The sequence below is a fragment of the Mesorhizobium sp. M1342 genome (assembly GCF_040317955.1).
GTDB lineage: Bacteria > Pseudomonadota > Alphaproteobacteria > Rhizobiales > Rhizobiaceae > Mesorhizobium.
Window position 1 is genome coordinate 66,089 of sequence record NZ_JAMYLI010000001.1, and the last position, 19,854, is coordinate 85,942.

The 19,854-nt window shown below is 63.9% G+C and carries 16 protein-coding genes; 7 read left to right on the forward strand and 9 right to left on the reverse strand.

Annotation, left to right across the window (positions count from 1 at the left end; genetic code table 11):
• Positions 1-4 precede the first annotated feature (4 nt).
• The 6 genes from NKH06_RS00345 (at position 5) to NKH06_RS00370 (ending at position 5,750) form a co-directional block, all read left to right on the forward strand.
• Positions 5-832 (forward strand): ABC transporter ATP-binding protein, encoded by an 828-nt coding sequence (locus tag NKH06_RS00345; RefSeq protein WP_352439846.1) that lies wholly within the window; start codon positions 5-7, stop codon positions 830-832.
• Entirely contained in the window at positions 819-1,670 is an 852-nt protein-coding gene (locus NKH06_RS00350) for an ABC transporter permease (RefSeq protein WP_128304401.1), read from the forward strand. The genes NKH06_RS00345 and NKH06_RS00350 overlap by 14 nt, the downstream gene beginning before the upstream one ends.
• Positions 1,671-1,674: 4 nt before the next feature.
• A complete protein-coding gene (locus tag NKH06_RS00355; protein WP_352891835.1) occupies positions 1,675-2,973 on the forward strand; it encodes a cytosine deaminase in 1,299 nt (432 codons plus the stop codon).
• Complete coding sequence (locus NKH06_RS00360; RefSeq protein WP_352891950.1) at positions 2,973-4,376, forward strand: FAD-binding oxidoreductase; 1,404 nt, start codon at positions 2,973-2,975, stop codon at positions 4,374-4,376. The genes NKH06_RS00355 and NKH06_RS00360 overlap by 1 nt, the downstream gene beginning before the upstream one ends.
• Positions 4,377-4,581: 205 nt before the next feature.
• Positions 4,582-5,163 (forward strand): NAD(P)H-dependent oxidoreductase, encoded by a 582-nt coding sequence (locus NKH06_RS00365; protein ID WP_352609492.1) that lies wholly within the window; start codon positions 4,582-4,584, stop codon positions 5,161-5,163.
• Positions 5,163-5,750 carry an NAD(P)H-dependent oxidoreductase gene (locus tag NKH06_RS00370; protein WP_352891837.1) on the forward strand — a complete coding sequence of 196 codons (588 nt, stop codon included), beginning with the start codon at positions 5,163-5,165 and terminating at the stop codon, positions 5,748-5,750. The genes NKH06_RS00365 and NKH06_RS00370 overlap by 1 nt, the downstream gene beginning before the upstream one ends.
• A 101-nt stretch (positions 5,751-5,851) precedes the next feature.
• Here NKH06_RS00370 and NKH06_RS00375 read toward each other — a convergent pair whose 3' ends face one another.
• From NKH06_RS00375 to NKH06_RS00395, 5 genes are read right to left on the reverse strand one after another with little or no spacing between them, the layout of a single operon-like run.
• Complete coding sequence (locus NKH06_RS00375; RefSeq protein ID WP_352891839.1) at positions 5,852-8,302, reverse strand: GcvT family protein; 2,451 nt, start codon at positions 8,300-8,302, stop codon at positions 5,852-5,854.
• The gene (locus tag NKH06_RS00380) at positions 8,299-9,480 is read right to left on the reverse strand and encodes a pyridoxal phosphate-dependent aminotransferase (protein ID WP_352891841.1); all 1,182 of its coding nucleotides are present in this window, start codon (positions 9,478-9,480) and stop codon (positions 8,299-8,301) included. Before NKH06_RS00380 ends, NKH06_RS00375 begins: the two co-directional genes overlap by 4 nt.
• The gene (locus NKH06_RS00385) at positions 9,473-10,378 is read right to left on the reverse strand and encodes a homocysteine S-methyltransferase family protein (RefSeq protein ID WP_023812346.1); all 906 of its coding nucleotides are present in this window, start codon (positions 10,376-10,378) and stop codon (positions 9,473-9,475) included. The genes NKH06_RS00380 and NKH06_RS00385 overlap by 8 nt, the downstream gene beginning before the upstream one ends.
• Positions 10,375-12,828, reverse strand: a complete 2,454-nt coding sequence (locus NKH06_RS00390; protein ID WP_352629334.1) for a GcvT family protein — start codon at positions 12,826-12,828, stop codon at positions 10,375-10,377. Before NKH06_RS00390 ends, NKH06_RS00385 begins: the two co-directional genes overlap by 4 nt.
• Positions 12,829-12,848: 20 nt before the next feature.
• Positions 12,849-13,436 carry a helix-turn-helix domain-containing protein gene (locus NKH06_RS00395; protein ID WP_502895354.1) on the reverse strand — a complete coding sequence of 196 codons (588 nt, stop codon included), beginning with the start codon at positions 13,434-13,436 and terminating at the stop codon, positions 12,849-12,851.
• A 180-nt stretch (positions 13,437-13,616) separates the two neighbouring features.
• On the opposite strand from NKH06_RS00395, the gene NKH06_RS00400 reads away from it, so the two are divergent.
• Complete coding sequence (locus tag NKH06_RS00400; protein ID WP_023812343.1) at positions 13,617-14,321, forward strand: nitroreductase; 705 nt, start codon at positions 13,617-13,619, stop codon at positions 14,319-14,321.
• Between the two features lie 11 nt (positions 14,322-14,332).
• Here the strand turns inward: NKH06_RS00400 and NKH06_RS00405 are convergent, their stop codons facing one another.
• The 4 genes from NKH06_RS00405 to NKH06_RS00420 all read right to left on the reverse strand — a co-directional run bounded on the left by NKH06_RS00405 (position 14,333) and on the right by NKH06_RS00420 (position 19,843).
• Complete coding sequence (locus NKH06_RS00405) at positions 14,333-15,775, reverse strand: MFS transporter (RefSeq protein ID WP_352891842.1); 1,443 nt, start codon at positions 15,773-15,775, stop codon at positions 14,333-14,335.
• Between the two features lie 168 nt (positions 15,776-15,943).
• Entirely contained in the window at positions 15,944-16,546 is a 603-nt protein-coding gene (locus NKH06_RS00410; RefSeq protein WP_023812340.1) for a sarcosine oxidase subunit gamma, read from the reverse strand.
• Positions 16,539-19,532: a sarcosine oxidase subunit alpha gene (locus NKH06_RS00415; RefSeq protein WP_352891844.1), complete on the reverse strand. Its 2,994-nt coding sequence runs from the start codon at positions 19,530-19,532 to the stop codon at positions 16,539-16,541. Before NKH06_RS00415 ends, NKH06_RS00410 begins: the two co-directional genes overlap by 8 nt.
• Complete coding sequence (locus NKH06_RS00420; protein WP_023812338.1) at positions 19,529-19,843, reverse strand: sarcosine oxidase subunit delta; 315 nt, start codon at positions 19,841-19,843, stop codon at positions 19,529-19,531. Before NKH06_RS00420 ends, NKH06_RS00415 begins: the two co-directional genes overlap by 4 nt.
• Between the last annotated feature and the right edge of the window lie 11 nt (positions 19,844-19,854).

Here is a 19,854-nt window from a genome sequence, read left to right on the forward strand (position 1 = left end):
CGGCATGATAAGGGAAAAAGTGGCGCCAGCGCCGGCTGTGTCGGGTACGGCCCCGACGCTTCTGGCGCTGCGCGGCGTCGGCAAGGTATTTTCCAACGGCGTGACGGCGCTCAGCGACGTCGACCTGACCATCCGGGAAGGCGATTTCCTCAGCCTGCTTGGGCCGTCGGGGTGCGGCAAGTCGACGGCGCTGCGGCTGATCGCCGGCCTGTCGACGCCGACCTCCGGCGTGCTCGACTGGCGCGGCGGTGGCTCGCTTGACCGTTCGAACATCGGCTTCGTCTTCCAGGAGCCGACGCTGCTGCCCTGGGCCAATGTTTTCGACAATGTCTGGCTGCCGCTTCGGCTGAAAGGCATTTCGCGCGCCAAGGCGACACCGGCGATCACGGAGATGCTGGCGCGGGTGCACCTGACCGGTTTCGAAGACGCGGTGCCGCGCGAACTGTCCGGCGGCATGAAGATGCGCGTCTCGATCGCGCGCGCAATGGTGACCAAACCGCGCGTGCTGCTGATGGACGAACCGTTCGCGGCACTCGACGAGATCACCCGCTTCAAGCTCAACAACGATCTGCTGGAGCTGTGGCAGGACGAACGCTTCACCGTCGTCTTCGTCACCCACAGCGTCTTTGAAAGCGTGTTCCTCTCCAACCGCGTCGTCGTCATGGCGGCGCGGCCGGGCAGGGTGTTCGACGAACTCGCCATCGAGGCCTCCTATCCGCGCGACGAGGCGTTTCGCACCTCGCCCGACTATGCGGCACTCTGCCGTCAGGCCTCCGATGTGTTGGTCAATGCCATCAATTCAACAGCAGGCGCGCATCATGACGGCCATTGACGAGCGCGTGCTCGAACTCGACCCCGAGGAAGCGCGCCGCGTGCGCCAAGAGCGGTTCGAACGGATCGGCCGCTGGCTGCTGCCGCTAACGATCATGATCCTGGCGATCTGGCTGTGGGATCGCATCTGCGTCTGGAACGCGATTCCGCAATACATCCTGCCGCGCCCGGGCGTGGTGCTGTGGACGCTCTACAACGACGCCGGCCTGCTGTTTTCCTCGCTGCTGGTGACCTTGCGCATCACCTTCCTCAGCCTGGCTCTGGCGGTCGTCGGCGGGGTCGGGCTGGCGGTGCTGTTCGCGCAATCGAAATGGGTCGAGATGTCGTTCTTTCCCTTCGCCATCGTGCTGCAGGTGACGCCGATCGTGGCGATCTTTCCGCTGATCAACATCTATGTGAACGACCAGACGACCAAGCTTCTGCTGTGCGCCTGGATCGTCGCCTTCTTTCCGATCCTGTCCAACACCACGCTTGGCCTCAACTCCGTCGACCGCAATCTGCGCGACATGTTCAAGCTCAATGGCGCGACGCGCTGGCAGCAATTGCGCTATCTCAGGCTGCCGGCCGCGATGCCCTATTTCCTCGGCGGGCTGAAGATCGCCGGCGGCCTGTCGCTGATCGGCGCGGTGGTGGCCGAGTTCGTCGCCGGCACCACCGGCCAGTCGTCCGGCCTTGCCTCGCGCATCATCGAGGCCGGTTACCGGCTCAACGCGCCGCGGCTGTTCGCGGCGCTGTTCCTGATCTCGCTGACCGGCATTTTGATCTTCCTCGTGCTGTCGCTGATTTCGCATCTCATTTTGCGGCGCTGGCACGAAAGCGCACTGAAGCAGGAGCGCTAGGCCCTTGATTCCGAACACAGGTTCATACCGGCTCGCCAATGTCAGGCTTCACGCATCCCTGACCCCAGGCCTTGGCGCTGCTCTCGACAGGGATGGCTTTGCGCTTGCCGACGTCACTATCGCGGACGGCAAAATCGCAGGCATTGCCGCCCACGGTCGTGCAGCGCCTGCTGATGCCGTCGATCTTGGCGGCCGCATCGTGCTGCCATGCTTCGTCGACTGCCACACGCATATCGACAAGGGCCATATCTGGCCGCGAAAGCCCAATCCCGACGGCACGTTCTTGGGCGCGCTGAATGCCGCCGGCGCCGATCGTGTGGCACGCTGGAGCGCCGAGGACGTTGCGAAACGGATGGATTTCTCGCTGCGCTCAGCCTACGCCCATGGCACCAGGGCAATGCGCACGCATCTCGACAGTGTCGCGCCGCAGGAAGAAATCTCCTGGCCGGTGTTCGAGACGATGCGCGAGGCATGGCGCGGCCGCATCGAGTTGCAGGGCGCCTGTTTGCTCGGCATCGAAGGCGTACGCGACAAAAAGTGGTTCGACAGGCTGGCAAAGAGGGTTGCCGCGGCAAAGGGCGTGCTCGGTGTCGTCACCTATATGGTGCCGGACCTCGAAGAACTGCTCGACCATGTCTTCGCGCAAGCGATCAAGCATGGCCTCGATCTCGATTTCCATGCCGACGAGACCGATGACATCTCCGCCATATCGCTGAAGAAGATCGCCGAGGCCGCACTTTGGAACGGTTTCGAAGGAAAGATCCTCGTCGGCCATTGCTGCTCGCTTGCGCGCCAGCCGGAACTCGACGTGCTCGACACGCTGGACAAGGTGGCGAAGGCAGGGCTAGCCGTCGTTTCATTGCCGATGTGCAATCTCTATTTGCAGGATCGGCGCGGCGACGGCACCACGCCGCGCTGGCGTGGTGTGACGCTGCTGCACGAAATGAAGGCGAGGGGCATTGCGGTTGCCGTCGCATCCGACAATACGCGTGACCCATTTTATGCCTATGGCGACCTCGACATGCTGGAGGTCTACCGCATGGCGACGCGCATCCTGCACTTCGATCATCCGGTCGCCGACTGGCCGCAAGCGGTCACCGCGACGCCGGCCAAGGTGATGCGGCTTGATGGCTTCGGCACGCTTGCCGCCGGCGGCGATGCCGATTTTGTCCTGTTCAAAGGCCGAAGCTGGACGGAATTGCTCTCGCGGCCCGAATCGGATCGCATCGTGGTGCGCGGCGGCAAGGCGATCGACCGGCAATTGCCCGACTATGCCGAACTCGACGAACTGATGGTGGAATGATGGACGTTTCGGCGCTCAAACGCGATCTCGAAGGCCTGAAGGTCGACGACAATCCGGCCATCGTCCAGCAGAAGAGCCGTGACTTCTACTGGTACAGCCCGGTGCTGAAGCAGCAGCTAGACCATGTCACCGGCGATCTGATCGTGACGCCGAGGAACGAGGCTGAACTGATCCGTGTGCTTGCGGCCTGTCATCGCCATGGCGTGCCGGTGACGCCGCGCGGCAGCGGCACCGGCAATTACGGCCAGGCGATGCCGCTTTCGGGCGGCGTCGTGCTCAACCTCGCCGAGATGAACGAGATCAACTCGATCGCGCCAGGTCGCGTGGTGACCGGACCGGGGGCCATTCTGGCCGATATCGATAAGGCGACGCGGGCGCATTCCGGGCAGGAGCTGCGGCTGTCGCCGTCCACCTACAACACCGCCTCGATCGGCGGCTTCATCGCCGGCGGTTCGGGCGGCGTCGGCTCGATCAATTTCGGCGGCCTGCGCGACTTCGGCAATGTGCTGCGGCTGCGCGTGGTGACGATGGAAGCCGAGCCGAAAGCGCTCGAACTCACCGGCGAGGATCTGCACAAGGTGACCCATGCCTACGGCACCAACGGCATCATATCGGAGGTCGAGATGCCGCTGACCGCGGCTTATGAATGGATCGACGTCGTCGTCGGCTTCGACGCTTTCATGGATGCGGCGCGCTATGGCAATGCGCTGGCCTGTCAGGACGGTATCCTGACCAAGCTGATCACGCCGATAGCGGCACCCGTGCCGCAGCTCTATTTCAAGCGGCACCAGAAATTCCTGAAGCAGGGGCAAAGCATCTGCGTCGTCATGGTGGCGCGGCATGGGCTCGATGCCTTCCTGGCCTTCACCAGGCGTGCCGGTGGCGAGGTGATCTTCAATGCAGCCTCAGCGACGCCGGACGAGAAAAAGGGCCTGCCGCCGGCCTATGAACTGGCCTGGAACCACACCACGCTGAGGGCACTGCGCGTCGATCCTTCGATCACCTATCTGCAGTCGCTCTATCCCTTCCCCAACCAGCTCGCGCTGGTCGAAAAGATGGATGCGATGTTTCCGGGCGAGGTATTCTCGCATCTGGAATTCGTGCGGCTGGATGGCAACATCACCTGTTTCGGCTTGTCGCTGGTCAAGTTCACCACCGAGGCGCGGCTCGACGAGATCGTGCGCCTGCACGAGGAGAATGGCTGCCCGATCTTCAACCCGCACCGCTACACGCTGGAAGAGGGCGGCATGAAGCAGACGGATGCCGTGCAGCTTGCCTTCAAGCGCGAAACCGATCCGCAAGGCCTGCTCAACCCCGGCAAGATGATCGCCTGGGAAAACCCGGACTACGACTACCGTTCGGGCCGGACGTTCTTGTTCAAGGGGTTGCAGAGGGCGGGATGAGGAGAGGTTCGCGCTTGAACACCCCCCTCTGTCCTGCCGGACATCTCCCCCGCAAGGGGGGAGATTGGCAGCTTCTGAGTCTCGACCATTCTGTGGCGTTGACAGTTGGCGAAAGCAATGCGGCAGTCCGATCTCCCCCCTTGCGGGGGAGATGCCCGGCAGGGCAGAGGGGGGTGCCTCGCACTGACCTTGCGGATATTCCCCTGTGAACATCCTCGTCCTTTACGCGCATCCGGTCGAGACCAGCTTCAATGCCGGCCTGCACCGCATGATCGTAGAGCGGTTGACGGCGGCGGGCCATACGGTCGATGACTGCGACCTCTACGCGGAGGATTTCGATCCGCGGATGACGCGGCAGGAAAGGCTGGACTACCACAATCCGCGCGGCGCCGCTGACGCTGCCGCACCTTATGTCGAACGCCTGCTGCGAGCCGATGCGCTGGTGCTTTCCTATCCGGTCTGGAACTATGGCTTTCCAGCGATACTGAAAGGCTTTTTCGATCGCGTCTTCCTTCCCGGCGTGTCGTTCAAGCTGGTCGACGGCAAGGCGCAGCCGTCGCTGCACAACATACGCAAGGTTGCGGCGGTGACCACTTATGGCGGCAGCCGGTTCCGCGCCATGCTGATGGGCGATCCGCCGCGCAAACTGATCAAGCGCATGCTGCGCGCCACCGTCAAACCGGGCGCGCCGGTGACCTACCTCGCGCACTACGCGATGAATCTCTCGACCGATGACACACGGCGGAAATTCATTGCCAAGGTCGCGGCCAGCATGGATGCCTTCTGATGCGTGCGCTGGTGGTCTACTGCCATCCGGTGCCCGACAGCTTCTGTGCGGCCATTCGCGACAGCGCCGTCGAGGTGCTGATGCGACGAGGCTGGGAGGTGCGGCTGCTCGACCTCTATGCCGAGAAGTTCGACCCGGTGATGGGTTGCGACGAGCGACGCTCCTACAATGACCAGGCGCCGCAGGACCCGGCGCTGAAGCCGCATTTCGAGCTGCTCAACTGGGCCGAAGCGATCCTGTTTGTATATCCGACCTGGTGGTACGGACTGCCGGCGATGCTGAAGGGCTGGCTCGACCGGGTGTGGGCGACGGACGTCGCCTTCAAGCTGCCGGCCGGCAAGGGGCGGATCAAGTCGCTGATGACGCATGTGACCAAGGTCGGTGTCATCACCACCTGCGGCGCCCCGACCTGGTGGAGCGTCGTCGTCGGCCAGCCGGGACGCAAGACCCTGCTGCGCGGCATGCGGGCGCTGTGCGCGACGCGCTGCCGGACGTTTTTCCTGGCGCACTATTTGATGGATGCCTCGACGCCGGCGACAAGGGCGGCGTTTCTGGCGAAGGTGCGGGTAAAGCTGGAGCGGTTTTGAGAAGCGGGGTCTCGTAGGGCGCTATCCCCACCCCGTCCCGCAATCTCCGCTCTGCTCCGACCGCGAGCCGACCCTCCCCACAAGGGGGAGGGTAAGAGGCGCTACATCTTCACCCGCTCGGCCTTCGGATCATACATCGGCTTCAGCGAGGCTTCCGCCGCAAAGCGCTCGCCGGCGATCTCGATTTCGTAGGATGAAGCCAGCACATCCGCTTCGCTCTCGCCCTCGGATGGCACATAGCCTAGCCCGACCGCGCCGCCGAGATGATGGCCGTAATTGCCTGAAGTGATCGGGCCGACGATCTTGCCGTCGCGCAGGATCGCTTCGTTGTGGAAGAGCAGGGGCTCTGGATCCTTCAGGCGGAACTGGACGAGCCGGCGTGACAGGCCGGCTTCCTTCTTGCGCAGCACGGCATCGCGGCCGATGAAGTCGCCTTTGGCGGTCTTCACCGCGAAGCCAAGGCCGGCTTCCAGCACATTGTCCTCGTCGGTGATGTCATGGCCGAAATGCCGGAACGCTTTTTCGATGCGGCAGGAATCCAGCGTGTGCAGGCCGCAGAGTTTCAGCCCGACATCCGCACCGGCCTCCTCGATCGCCTCGAAGACATGAGCCGCCTGATCGGTCGAGACATAGAGTTCCCAGCCGAGCTCGCCGACATAGGTGACGCGGTGGGCGCGGGCCAGGCCCATGCCGATCTCGATCTCCTGGAACATGCCGAACGGATTTTTATCATTGGAAAAATCGTTGGGGCTGACCTTCTGGATCAGCTTTCTTGCGTCCGGGCCCATCAGGCAGAGCACGCTTTCGGCCGCCGTCACGTCTGTGATGACGACGAACTCGTCGGTGACGTGCTTGCGCAGCCAAGCGAGATCGCGCTGCAGCGTGGCGCCTGGGACGACGAGGAAGAAAACCGTCTCGGACAACCGCGAGACCGTCAGATCGCTCTCGATGCCGCCGCGCTGGTTGAGCATCTGGGTGTAGACGATCTTGCCCGGCGCGACATCCATATCGTTGGCGCAGAGCTTTTGCAGGAAAGCACAGGCGTCGCGGCCCTCGACACGGATCTTGCCGAACGAGGTCATGTCGAACAGGCCGACGCCGTTCCTGACCGCGAGGTGTTCTTCGCGCTGGTTGTCGAACCAGTTCTGGCGCTTCCAGGAATAGCGGTATTCGCGCTCCTGGCCCTCGCGGGCGAACCAGTTGGCGCGCTCCCAGCCGGCGACTTCGCCGAACACGGCGCCGCGCGCCTTCAGATGCTCGTGCAGCGGCGAACGCCTGACATTCCTCGAGGTCGCCATCTGGCGGTAAGGAAAATGGTCGGCATAGAGCAGGCCGAGCGTTTCGGAGACGCGCTCCTTGAGGTAGCGGCGGTTCTTCTGGAACGGCTGGGCGCGGCGGATGTCGACTTCCCAGAGATCGAAGGGAGCTTCGCCGTCATTGATCCACTGCGCCAGCGCCATGCCGGCGCCGCCGGAGGAGACGATGCCGATCGAATTATAGCCGGTCGCCATCCAATAGCCGGACAGTTCCGGCGCCTCGCCGAGATAGTAGCGGTCGTCGGGCGTAAAACTCTCAGGACCGTTGAAGAAGGTGTGGATGCCGGCGGTCGCCAGCATCGGCATGCGGTTGACGCCCATTTCGAGGATCGGCTCGAAATGCTCCATGTCCTCCGGCAACTGGTCGAAGCAGAAATCCTCGCTTATGCCGTCCATGCCCCAGGGTTTTGCCACCGGCTCGAAAGCGCCCAGCATCATCTTGCCGGCGTCCTCCTTGTAGTAGGCGCACTCGTCGGGCACGCGCAGCACCGGCAGGCGGGTGAGGCCGGGGATCGGTTCGGTGACGAGGTAAAAATGCTCGCAGGCATGCAGCGGGATGGTGACACCGTTCTGCGCTCCCAGTTCGCGCGCCCACATGCCGGCGCAGTTGACGACGATGTCGGCTTCGATCGTGCCTTGGTCTTCGCCCTGTGCCCAGGACACGCCGCTGACGCGGCCGGCCTTGGTATGGACCTTGGTGACCTTCACATTCTCGACGATGGTGGCGCCGCGCTGGCGCGCGCCCTTGGCCAGGGCCATGGCGATGTTGGCGGGGTCGCATTGGCCGTCGAGCGGCAGATGCACGGCACCGACGACATCGGAAACATTGAGATGCGGGTACATCTCGCTGACTTCCCTGGGCGAAATCTCACGCACGTCGACATCGAAGGCACGCGCCAGCGACGCTTGCCTGTAGATCTCGTGCTTGCGCTCCTCGGTCAGCGCCACGGTGATCGAACCGACCTGGCGCATGCCGGTGCCGACCTCGGTCTCGGCTTCCAGCTTGACGTAGAGATCGGCGGAATATTTGGCCAGCCGTGTCATGTTCTGCGAACCGCGCAACTGGCCGATCAGGCCGGCGGCGTGCCATGTCGTGCCCGACGTCAGCTGTTTGCGTTCGAGAAGCACGATGTCAGTCCAGCCGAGCTTGGCCAGGTGATAGGCGACCGAACAGCCGGAAACGCCGCCGCCGATGATGACCGCTCTTGCTTTGGCGGGAACTGCCTTGGCGGTCATGCTGCCTCGCGACGGTAGCTGAAAGCAAAGCGGCGCAGACGAAGTGCAGCTTCCTGCAGCACGGGTTCGGGCTGGCAGAGGCTGATGCGAATGTGGCCGGCGGCCGCCTCGCCGAAGCTGGAGCCGGGCATCACGCCAACCTTTTCGTTGTCGAGCAGGGCCCAGGCGAATTTCTCGTCGTCCGGTTCGACGGCCGAGATGTCGAGCATGACATACATGCCGCCCTCCGAACCGCGCACGGTGACATCGTTCATGCCCCGCACGGCGTCGAGCAAGACGGTGCGGCGTGCCGCGTAACGTTCGGCGATCTCCTTGACGCCGTAACGGTTCTCCAGTGCCTCGGAACAAGCGATCGAGATGAAGGCCGGCAGGCCGTAGGTCGTCACCAGATTGAGATTGATCATGAGCGTGATCATCTCCTCCGGCCCAGTCAGCCAGCCCATGCGCCAGCCGGTCATGCCGTGGCTCTTGGACATCGAATTGATGACCAGCGTACGCTCGGCCATCCCTGGCAGCGAACGCGGCGAGACGTGCTCGCCGCCGCCGAGCGTCCAGTAGACTTCGTCCGACAGCAGCCAGAGGTCGTGCTCCCGGCAGACTTCTGCCAACTGCTCCAGCCGCTCGCGCGAATAGACAGCTCCTGTCGGATTGTTCGGCGTGTTGATCAGGACGGCGCGCGTGTTCGGCCGGATTGCCGCGCGGATCATGTCGGCACGCGGCTGGAAGCCATCCTCGGCCGGTGTCTCAACGACGGTGAAATCAGCGCCTGCGGCGCTGAACGTGTTGGGATAGGTGGCATAATAGGGCGCCACGACGATGGCGTGATCGCCCTGGTCGAGCACGCCCTGCACGGCGGCGTAGAGTGCGGCCTGGCCACCCGGTGTGGCGATCACCTGATCCGGCGACGTCTCGACGCCGGTGCAGGCGGTCGAGGCCGCCGCCATCGCCCTGCGCAGGCGCGGCAAGCCGGGAAGCGGGGTGTAGTGATGATTGCTGCCGCGAACCGCGGTCACACAGGCTTCGATGGTCTGCGAAGGCGTGTCGAAATCATGGTCGCCGACCGACAGCATGATGATGTCTTCGCCGGCCTCCTTGCGCGTCCAGGCGGCGAAATGGACTTCCCAGCCGTCCTTGCCCGAAGGCACGATGCCGGAAATACGCGATGATGGTCTAGGCATGCAAAACTCCCGAAATTTCGTAGCCGGCCTGTTCGAGCCGGTCGCGCAGGGCGGCGATGTGCGGCGGTCCGACTTCGCAGCAGCCGCCAACGATGCTTGCCCCAGCCTCGACCCAGCCGATCGCCTGGTCGGCATAGGCATCCGGGCCAAGGTCGTGACGGGCGTGCAGCACATCGACGGTGCCGCCGTGCTTGAGTGCTTCGGTTGAAGTGAAGCCATTGGCGTAGGCGCCGACCGGGCCGCCGAGGTCGATCAGTTCAGGCAAAGCCGCGGCGATTGCTTCCGGCCGGCAGCAATTGACCAGCCGCGCGGCGACTGCCAGGCCATCGAGCGCGCCTGCCGCGGCGGCTATTGTCTCGCCGCTGCGCAGCCGTGGCTTGCCGTGGTCGGCCAGCGTCCACGACACCCATACCGGCTTGCCGCTTTCCGATGCCGCGGTGACCGCCGCGCGGGCTTCGTCCGCCGACGCCATGGTTTCACACAGGAACAGGTCGACGCCATCGGCCTGCTCGGCAACGATGCGGCGGTAAATATCGAGCGTGTCCTCGAAGGAAATGGTCAGTGCCGGTGCATAGCTGCCGAAAAGCGGCGACAGGCAGCCGGCGATGGCTGCATCGCCGGCCTCGTCGCGGGCCTGCCTGGCCAATTCGATGCCGCGCTTCTGCAATGGCTTGAAGAGGTCTTCCGCGCCCTCGCGCGCCAGGCGTTCGGGTGTCGCAGAATAGGTGTTGATGGTGATGACACGTGCGCCGGCACGGATGAATTCCGCGTGCAGGTCGCGCACCAAATCGGGTTCGTCGATCAGCACCCTGGCCGACCAAAGCGGTGTCGGCTCGGATTTGCTGCGGCGGACCAGTTCCTGGCCCATCCCGCCATCGGTGAGGATGATTTTCTTCATGCGCGCAGCCTTTCGTTCTTCGGATCCCACAGCGGTTCATCCTTCTGCACGATCGCCTGAAAGCGGTCACCGAAGATTTCGACCTCGACTGATGTACCTGGTTCGGCCAGGTCGGCGCGCAGCATGCCGAGTGCGATCGACTTGTCGATGCGATGACCCCAGCCGCCCGACGTCGTCTCGCCGACGATCTTGCCGTCATGCCAGAGTGTAGAAACTGACGGAGCGTCGCAATCGCCGGGGTTTTCCACCACCAGCGTGACGAAGCGCTTCTTCACGCCTTGCTGCTTTTCGTTCTGGAGTGCCGCCTTGCCGCGGAAGTCGGGCTTGTCCCATTTGACGAAGCGCTCCAACCCGCCCTGCAGGATCGAATAGTCGGTCGACAGGTCGCCCTTCCAGGTGCGGTAGCCTTTTTCGAGCCTGAGCGAATCCAGCGCATACATGCCGAACGGCTTCAGCCCATGCTGTTGTCCCGCCGCGCAGATGGCATCGAAGATGGCGGCGGTGTCGTCGATCCTGGTGTGGATTTCCCAGCCGAGTTCGCCGGCGAAGGAGACGCGCACGAGTTTGGCCCAGCGACCGGCGATCTTTGTCTCCTGATGCGTCAGCCATGGCAGAGTGAGGTCGGCTTCGCAGACATCAGCGAGGATTTTTCGCGAGTTCGGGCCTGCCAGGATCTGGGTCGAGAATTCCTCGGTCCGATCGATCAGCTTGAAGGTCGCATCTTCAGGCATGCGCGATTTCAGCCACTCGAAATCATGCCATTGCGCGACCGCCGCGGTGATCAGCGTCATCAGGTTGTCGTCGTGGCGCACCACGGACATTTCGGTGACGATACGGCCCTTGTCGTCGGCGAAATAGGCCAGGCCGATGCGGCCTGGCTTCGGCACCAGCCCAGTGACCTGCAGGCTCAGCCATTCGGCGGCACCCGGGCCTTCGAGGTTGAAGCGCGAGAAGCCCGGCAGGTCCAAAATGCCGGCGGCATCGCGCACGGCCAGGCATTCTTCACGCACACGATGGTGCCAGGGTCCTTCGCGGCGGAAGGTCAGCGTGGCTTCCTCTGAAATATCATCGCCCTCTTGCGCATACCAGGTGGCGCGCTCCCAGCCATTATAGGCGTCGAAGCGGCCGCCGAGCGCCTTGATGCGATCGTGGATCGGCGACAGCTTGCGGTCGCGGCCTTCCGGCCAGGCATGGCGCGGGAACTGGATGGCGTATTCGTTGCCGTAGATCTCCATGCCCTTGGCGACGCAATAGTCCGGCGCCGCGGCAAAGGAGGTGAAGCGGCGCGGGTCGCATGACCACATGTCCCATTCGGTCTGGCCCTCTGTCACCCATTCGGCCAGCACCTTGCCGGCGCCGCCGCCCTGGGCGATGCCGAAGGTGAAGACGCAGGCCTCGAAGGCATTGGGAACGCCGGGCATCGGGCCGATCAGCGGATTGCCGTCCGGCGTGTAGGGGATCGGGCCATTGATGACCTTGGACAGGCCGGCGGTGCCCAGGATCGGCACGCGGGCGACGGCGTCGGCCAGATAATGTTCGAGCCGGTCGAGATCGTCGGGGAACAGCTGGAAGGAAAAATCCTCCGGCATCGGGTCGTTGTGGGTGGCCCAATGCGCGCGGCAATTGCGCTCATAGGGGCCGAGATTCATGCCGTTCTTCTCCTGGCGAAGATAGTAGGAGGTGTCGACGTCGCGCAGCAGCGGCAGTTTCTTCCCCTGTTCCTTCGACCATGCCGCCAGTTCGGGAATCTCCTCGAACAAAATGTACTGATGGCTCATCACCATCATCGGCACGTCGCGGCCGAACATCCGGCCGACTTCGGCGGCGCGGTAGCCGGCGGCATTGACGACGATCTCGCAGCGGATCTCACCTTGTGCCGTCTCGACCACCCATTCGTCGTTCTCACGGCGCACGCCTGTGACCGGGCAGAAGCGGATGATCTTCGCGCCCATGTCGCGCGCACCCTTGGCCAGCGCCTGGGTGAGCTGCGCCGGATCGATGTCGCCGTCGCTCGGGTCGTAGAGCGCGCCTTTCAGGTCATGCGTCTCGATGAAGGGATAGCGACGCTGGATCTCGTCGACACCGACAATGTCGATGTCCATGCCCTGGTAGAGGCCCATGCCCTTGGCGCGCTGAAATTCCTGCATGCGCTCTTTCGTGTGGGCAAGGCGCAGCGAGCCGGTGACGTGATAGTTCATGGGATAGTCGACCGCGTCGGCCAGCCCGCGATAAAGCTCGGTCGAATAGCGCTGCATGTTCATCAGCGACCAGGACGAGGAGAAAGTCGGCACGTTGCCAGCGGCATGCCAGGTCGAGCCCGAAGTCAGCTCGTTCTTTTCCAAGAGCACGCAGTCGGTCCAGCCCGCCTTGGCGAGATGGTAGAGCGAGGAGGTGCCGACGGCACCGCCTCCGATGATCACCACGCGCGCCGTGCTCGGCAAACCCGCCATGTTCTTCTCCAAACTTGAACTCAATAGACGGGTGGTGAAACCACCCAGATGACAATTGCCGGCTCGGCACCCGGATTGCGCCAGCGGTAGGGCTTGCCTTCGAAGCGAAAGGAGTCGCCCTCGCCAAGCCGATGCCAGACACCTCCGATCTCGATGTCGAACAGTCCGGACGCGACGTATCCGGCTTCCTCGGTCGGTCGCTGCGCCTCGGCCTTCAGTTCCGCGCCCGGCGCGAAGACCGACCGCACCATCTCGAAGCTACCGCCGAGATCGGGCGACAGAAGCTCCTCCACCAGGCCGGATTCGCTTGTGCCAAGCGTGCGGCGCCTGCCGGCACGCACGACCACGCCGCGCTCGCTTTCGACAGGCACGTCATGGCTGAAGAACAGGCTGATCGGCACGCCGAACAGTTCGGCGAAGGCTCGGAGGTCACCGAGCGATGGAATCGACAGGCCGCGCTCGACCTGGCTGACCCAGCCGACCGAACGGCCAAGCTTCAGGCCGATCTCGGCGAGCGTCAGCCCGCGCGCCTTGCGCAGGGCCCTGATATCGCCGGCCAGCACGCGTTCGTCAGGTCCCTGCAATGTTCTTGCGGTAGTCGAAGGCAAAACGCTCTCTTCATGAAAAAATACCGTCAAATTTCATGAGAAATCAAGCTCATGAAAAAATCAAGTAGATTTTCACGGATGCACAAGATTTGCTTGCGCGATTTTGACGGTTCATGCAAAGGCTCCGCCGAGAGCGGCGAGTGGGGACGTCCGATCGAGACAAAGGGTAAGGGACGGCCCATGCTGGAAAATAACCCCCGAATCGCGGGCGATGCCGAGATTGTCGACGAGGCGATCCTGTCGCGCCGTTCGGTGCGCGCATTCCTGCCCGACATGGTCGACGACGACACCATCCGCGCCATTCTGGCGGTTGCGGCGCGCGCCCCATCCGGCACCAACATGCAGCCATGGAAAGTCTATGTCACCAAGGGCGAGAGCAAGCAGCGGATATCAGACGCCATTCTCAATTCCGGCATTCGCGCCGAAAAAGCCGATTGGGACGAGTACCGGTATTATCCCACCCAGTTCTTCGAGCCGTATCTGACCCGCCGCCGCGCCAACGGTTTCGGCCTCTATGGCGCGCTCGGCATTGGTCGCCGCGAGGTCGACAAGATGCGCGCCCAGCACGACCGCAACTTCGTCTTCTTCGACGCTCCGGTCGGCATGATCTTCACCATCGACCGCCGCCTCAACCAGGGCTCGTGGATCGACTACGGCATGTTCCTGCAGAACATCATGGTCGCAGCTAGAGGCAGGGGTCTGCACACCTGTCCGCAGGCGGCCTTCGCGCCCTATCACCGGCAGATCAGGCCGGTGCTCGACATTCCGGACGAAGAGATCGTCGTCTGCGGCATGGCGGTTGGTTACGAAGATACGTCAAAGCCTGAAAACGCCTTCCGCACCGACCGCGTGCCGCTGGAAGAGTGGGTGACGTTCAGCGAGTAAGCCAGCCAGCTTCATTCCGTGTTCATCTGTGCGCCGTGGCCGCTGACATGGACGCCGTCTTGCGGCGTCAGCTTGAGGTAGGCAAGCAGCGCGCAGAGCGTGATGACGCCCTCGATCACGAACAGGATGCGAAAGTCGTCGGCGACGGCAGGGCCGCCACCGGCCAGAAACGACAGTGCCGCGGCGGCCAGGCCAACGCTGATCGCCACTGCCAGCTGCCATAATATGTAATAGAGCGCGCTGAAACGGGCGAGCTGCTCGGGCGCTATGTCGGAGTAGGCTAGATTGCCGGTCGAGGCCCATTGCGCGGAGCGGAAGACGCCGAAGACGAAGATGTAGGTGAGCACGATCCATACCGGCGTCGTCGCCTGCATCAGCGCGAAGCCGGCAACCAGGGCGGCGACGATGGGCGTGTTGTAGACCAGCACGCGGCGAAAGCCGAAACGGTTGAGGACACGCGGCATGAAGAACCGCATGGCCACCGAGCCGACCGCGGCGACGAAGGTCAGCGATCCCGCCTGCACCGCGCTCATGCCGAAGCCGAGCTGGAACATCAAGGGCAGCAGGAACACCACCGAGCTGAGCCCGATCGTATCCAGCCCGCCGCCGGTGAGGAACGAAATGCGGAAGGTACGGATGCGCAACAGCTTGAGATCGAGCAGCGGATTGCGCACGCGCAGGCAGTAGAACGAGGCGATGGTCAGGATGACGAGCGCCAGCGCCAGTTCGGCGGCGATGATGCCGCCCGCGGCATCCTTGGCGGCAAGCGAATCCATGCCGAAGACCAGCAGCACCATGCCGCTGCCGACCAGCAGGAAGCCCGGAAAATCGAACGGCGTGCGCACCGGCTTGGTCATCGTCGGAAATAGCGAGGCGGCAAGAATTGCCGCCGCCAGCGCGAACGGCACGTTGATGAAGAAGATCCAGCGCCAGGAAATGTAGGTGGTCAGCGCGCCGCCGACGAGCGGACCGACCAACGGTCCGGACTGGCCGGCCAGCGAGATGTACATGTTGATCTTCAGCGTTCGGCTGCGCGGAAAGGTCGACAGGATGACGACCTGGCCGAGCGTGCCCATCAGCGCGCCACCAAACCCTTGCAGGGCGCGTGCGCCAACCAGCATCCAGATATCGTTCGACAGTCCGCACAGCGCCGACGAGGCGGCGAACACCAGCAAGGCAAAGCAGTAGACGTTGCGCAGGCCGAAGCGGTCGGCGGCCCAACCACCAAGCGGCATCGAGATGATCAGGCTGGCGACATAGACGGTGATGAGCAGGCCGAGCTGGCTGGGCGGACGGCCGAGACTTTCGCTGATGCCGGGCAGCGCCGTCACCACGACATTCTGGTCGAGGCTGGTCATGAACACGCCGCAGGCGACCGTCAGCGGCAGCAGGAGCAACGCTCTGGCCGGCACATCGGCGCAATCCGTGGCGCCGGCGGATAGTTCTGCGGTCATGGAGATGTTCGAACCAAACGAATGTGCCGACTCTGAGACGGGATTTACCCCTTGGACCGGCCTGGCGGTCATGTTTCCAACCATGAGCGCCCGAGGCGCGATTCTCTAGCGGCAGAACCGGCTGGCGTTGATGCCAGAAGTGACGCGGCGCCCTGGCCGACAGGGCGCCTACTGCACCTCGTAGCCGACTTCCTCGCTGGCATGGCAGAGCGCCTTCCAGAACGAGCGTGCGAATGAGCGGAAGACATAGATGTCGAACTGGTCGGCGCCGGTGCGCTGGATCTGGGCGAAGATGTCGTGATGGGTGGTCGAGCGGCCGGCGCCGATGGGAAAGGCCGGCAGCGAAAAGTCGATGGCGAAGAATTTCGCCAGCACCCATTCAGCCTTAGGCCCGGCAATGCGGATGGCGGTGCGGCCATGTGAAAGATCGGTCACGGTGCCGATGGCCGGCGTTACCACTTTGGCAAAGGCGGGGGCCAACCCTTCGGCCTCGTCGGCGATAGTGAACTTTCCCGGCGCGAAGCCGAACACCGATTTCACGCCGTCGCTCAAGCCGCCGCCTGCGCCATCGGGCAGAGCAAGCCCGGTGACGGTGCGGATGGCTGCTATCAGCTTCTTCTCCTCGCCGGGCCACGCTGCCAGCTGCACGATCGAGCCAGGCCGCGTCTCGGTCAGGATGATCTCGACGCCATGCTCGAAATTGCCGTGTGAGCCGACGTGAAATTCCGGTTCGAGTGGCGACAAGGGTTCGGGTGACTGGCGCTCAACCATGCATGCGGCTCCCGTCCGGATCGAAGAAGTGGTTGGAGACGATCTCGACCGGTCCAAAGCGGTTGCGCAAGGGATCGGAGACATGGGCGCGCGTGCCCTGCCGTGCCTTGCCGCCCTTGACCAGCGCCAGCGCGATATGCTTGCCGAGCGCCGGCGAATAGCAGCAGGCGGTAATATGGCCGATGGAGTCGTGCGGATTGGCTTCGTCAACCTCCTCGACGATGTGGGCGCCACCGTTGAGCGGCCGGTTATCGAGGGCGATCAGGCCGACCAGTTCGAGGCGGTCCGATGCGATCAAGCCTTCGCGGTCCATCATCGCCGAGCCGATGAAAGGCTTCTTCTTCGACAGCATCCAGTCGAGATGCAGGTCACGTGCCGTGGTGCGGCCGTCGATCTCGGCGCCGGTGACATGGCCTTTTTCGATGCGCATGGTGCCTAGAGCCTCAAGGCCGTAGGTGACCAACCCGAACGGCTTGCCGGCCTCGACAAGCGCTTCCCAGACATGGGTGCCGTAGCCGGCGCCGGAATAGACCTCGAACGCCATTTCACCGGAGAAGGACAGCCGGCAAATCATCACCGGCACGCCTGCTATCTCGCCGCGCACGATGCCCATGAAGGGCAAAGTGGCGTTGTCGACCGATGTGCCGGTGACACAGGCGGCGAGGATCTGCCTGGCCTTCGGGCCGCCGATCGCGGCACCCGCCCATTCGTCGGTCACCGAGGTGACATGCACCTTCAGCTCCGGCCAGATCACGTCGAGGAAATATTCCAGATGCTGCATCACCTTGCCGGCATTGGCCGTGGTGGTGGTCATCAGAAAATCCTGCTCGCCGAGCCGCCATGTGGTGCCGTCGTCGAAGGCAAGGCCGTCCTCGCGCAGCATCAGGCCGTAACGTGCCTTGCCGACGGCCAGCGTCGAAAACATGTTGGTGTAGACACGGTCGAGGAATGCGGCGGCGTCGGGGCCCTGCACGGCGATCTTGCCCAATGTCGAGACATCGACGATGCCGGCGCTTTCGCGTGTCGCCTTGGCTTCGCGCACATAGGCCTGCTCGACCGTTTCGCCTGAAAGCCCGTAGATCATAGGGCGATACCAGAGGCCGGCGGAATACATCGTCGCGCCATTGGCCAGATGCCAGTCATGCATCGGCGTCAGTCGCTCGGGCTTCAGGTCGCCGAAGCGTTCCGCCGCCAGCGAGCCGATCGACACCGGCGCAAAAGGCGGCCGGAAGCGTGTCGTGCCAACCTCGGGGATCGGCTTGCCCAGCGCTTCGGCCATGATGGCCAAGCCAGGCACGTTGGAGCTCTTGCCCTGGTCGGTCGCCATGCCGAGCGTGGTGTAGCGCTTGAGATGCTCGACCGAGACGAAGCCTTCGCGGTGTGCAAGTCGCACGTCTTCTGCCGTGACGTCGTGCTGGAAATCGACAAAGCTCTTGCCCTTGGCCCTGATCTCGAACACCGGTGCCGGATCGGGATCGCCAGGTGCTGCTTCGACCGTCGGCAGCACGGCCGGCGTGCTCGTTCCACCGGCGGCGGCGAGGCCGGCGGCGCGGCCTTCGGCGATGGCCTCGGCGGTGGAAAAACTGCCAGTGAAAGCGCCGGCGCCAATCCAGCTCTGTGTCGGCTTTGGCGGCAGGAAAGCTTGCCGCGCGGCGTTCCATTCCGCCTTGGCACCGGCCTGGCTGGCCAGATGGATGGTCGGCGACCAGCCGCCCGACATCAGCAGGCAATCGGCGTGGATGCTGCGGGCATCACCGATGAGCGTGCCATTGGTCATGTCGAAGCGCTGCAGTTTGAGGCCGGACAGCGCCTTGCCGCCTTCGGTGGCGACGACGGCATGGCCGGCGAAGATCTCGGCCTCCGCTTCCGCGGCCAGCTTGCGCATCTCCGGCGAAAGTTCCGGCCTGACATCGGCGATGGCGACGACCGCGGCACCGGCCTTCTTCAAGGCGACGGCCGCCCGATAGGCACTGTCATTGTTGGTGAACAGTGCGATCCGCTCGCCCGGCAGCACGCCGAATTCGTTGGCATAGCGCTCGGCTGCATGCGCCAGCATCACGCCTGGCCGGTCATTGCCGGGGAAGACCAGCGGCCGCTCGAACGCACCAGTGGCCAGGACCACGGATTTGGCGCGGATCGCCCAATAGCGATGGCGCGGCTCGCCCTTGCCTGGCTGATCCTTGTGGTCGCTGACCCGTTCGAGCGCGGCAAGCGTGTTGTTGTCGTAATAACCCCACACCGTGGTGCGCGGCAAAAGCCGGACATTGTCGCGGCCTTCGAGCTGGGCGACGGTGCGACGGGCCCAGTCTGCGGCCGGCGCGCCGTCGATCGTCTCATCGGACCAGTTGGCCGAGCCGCCGAAACGCGGCTCGAGATCGGCCAGCATGACGCGCGCGCCCTGATCGGCGGCGGCCTTGGCGGCCATCAGTCCGGCCGGGCCGGAGCCGACCACCAGCACCTCGCAAAAGGCGTTCATGCGTTCGTAGCGGGCCGGGTCCTTCGCCGATCCGGCACTGCCGAGACCGGCTGCGCGGCGGATGAAGTGTTCGCAGAACATCCAGAAGCGCGTGCCTTTGAGCGGACCGAACACCGGTCCCATGAAGGTCTTGTAGTAGAACCCGGCCGACAGGATCTTGCCGCCGAGCTGGTTGACGGCGTTGATGTCCCAGGCAAGCGAGGGGAAGCGGTTCTGGCTGATGGCAACCAGGCCGTCATGGATCTCGACCATGGTCGCCGGGATGTTGGGTTCACGAACCTCGCCCTTCAGCACCGTTACCAGCGCATTGGGCTCCTCGACGCCGGCAGTCAGCAATCCGCGCGGGCGGTGGTATTTGAACGAGCGGCCGTACAGCGTGACGCCCTTGGCCAGCAGGGCTGACGCCAGCGTGTCGCCGGCATGGCCGGTGTAGGATGCGCCATCGAAGGTGAAGCGGATGGTTTTCAGCCGGTCGATGCGGCCGCCGGTGTCGGTGCGGCGCGGGCTCATGACTTGTCCTCCGCCTTGCGGCGCGCGGCGGAGCCATGATCGCCGCGCCCTTGATGATCACCGCGCACAAAAGCAACGCTGGAAATCTCATGCGTCAGCGTGTTGCGCACGACGCGCAGATGCGTGCGGCAACCGCCGGAATGCTGCCAGATCTCGTTGTGATCCCCGGCCGGGTTCAGCCTGTCATAGACATAGGCGTTCCACGCCTCGAAATTCTGCGAGGCGGGGTCGGGGCGCTCACGGTTGCCGTCACCCTGATAGGTGAACTCGATGACGTCGCGCGGGCCGCAATAGGGGCAAGTGATCAACATTGAACTCTACC